Below are 1,211 nucleotides of genomic sequence, written 5' to 3'. Positions count from 1 at the left end.
GCGAGCTGTTCGGTGATGCGCTGCCGTGCCGCGTCGAAGGCCGTCTCGTACGATCCGTGTTGGTCGTTGCCGCTGTCCCCGAAGGCGAACGCCTGGGCCGTGCTCACCGTGTGCAGGCGGCAGATGTGTTCGACGATCTTCCGTTTGCCGCAGCCGCGGGGAAGGAAATCGACGTCGTAGCAGTCCTCGGGGTCGCCCGCGGCCGGGTTGCAGCGGCTCAGATTCACCTCGAGGAGGGTCCTGTCGGCGACGCGTCTGATCAGGGCGAGCCGGCGGGCGTCGCGCTCGGGGTCCTGTGCGGGGTAGTAGTAGCTGACCACGCGGCTGTCCGGGGCGCGGCAGGTCTGCGGGACCAGCGGCACGTCCAGGGCGTGCAGTTGCCGGACGGCTTCCTGTGCCAGGCCCCTGATGTGTTCGGCGGCCGGGAGCCGTTGGTGCCAGCCCGGCTCCTGAACCATTCCGGCGTCGCCGGCCACGTACAGTTCGGTGCCCAGTGAGCAGGCCATGAAGTGCGGCAGGAAGCGCAGGCGGTGGCTGCGGGCCTTGTGCAGTACGGAGGTCAGCGAGCTGCCGGTCACCCAGCCGAAGAGCAGCCCGTGCCGGTCGCCGGCCCGGGCCAGATAGTCCTCCAGTGTCCGGCGGGAGTGCTGCTGGGCCGGCGTGTTCTCGTGCGCCAGGTAGGTCTCGTCGAAGTCGCAGAACGCCACGTTCTTCACGGTGGCGGGTGCGGGCAGCGGGGGGATGTCAGTGCGCGGTGGCACGGAATGCGTCATGGAGGGCTTCGATCACGCGGTCCTGCTCGGACAGGGACATCTGGTTGTGCAGGGGCAGGTGGAAGACCGTCGCGTGCGCCTGTTCGGTCAGGGGCAGCGTCAGGTGGGCGAAGTGCTTGCGGTGCACCGGCGTCTGCTGCTGGTGGGTGAGCACGGGGTAGTAGATGTCCGTCTCCACCGCGCCGGTGGTGTGCAGGTGCCGGCGGATCCCGTCCCTGGCCGCCGTTCCGGCGGTCGTCCGGACGCTGAACAGATGCCAGGCGTGGTCGGGTGTGAAGGCGGGCAGGACGGCCGCGCCGTCCGCTGCGAGGTCCGCCAGGCCGTCGAGGTAGCGCTTGGCCAGGAAGGCTCTGCGGCCGTGACGTTCGTAGTAGAGGGAGGTGCCGTCGGAGTCGGCGAAAGGCATGGGAGAGAACTCCTGGAGGTACGGGGGGCACC

General features: G+C 69.5%; 2 protein-coding genes. Both read right to left on the bottom strand.

Translation table 11 applies throughout. The annotated features are described in order from the left end of the window. Positions 1 to 761, bottom strand: a 761-nt coding sequence (locus tag ACWEBX_RS41070; protein WP_451889771.1) for an HAD-IIB family hydrolase, incomplete at its 3' end; no start/stop codon positions are given. Next, the coding region (locus tag ACWEBX_RS41065; RefSeq protein WP_451889770.1) for a DegT/DnrJ/EryC1/StrS family aminotransferase at positions 745 to 1,211 on the bottom strand (467 nt) is incomplete at its 5' end. The genes ACWEBX_RS41070 and ACWEBX_RS41065, both read right to left, overlap by 17 nt.

The sequence above is a fragment of the Streptomyces sp. NPDC005070 genome, from assembly GCF_053600395.1.
The sequence above is the reverse complement of the archived record's forward strand: the minus strand, read 5'-3'. Positions and strand labels throughout refer to the sequence as shown.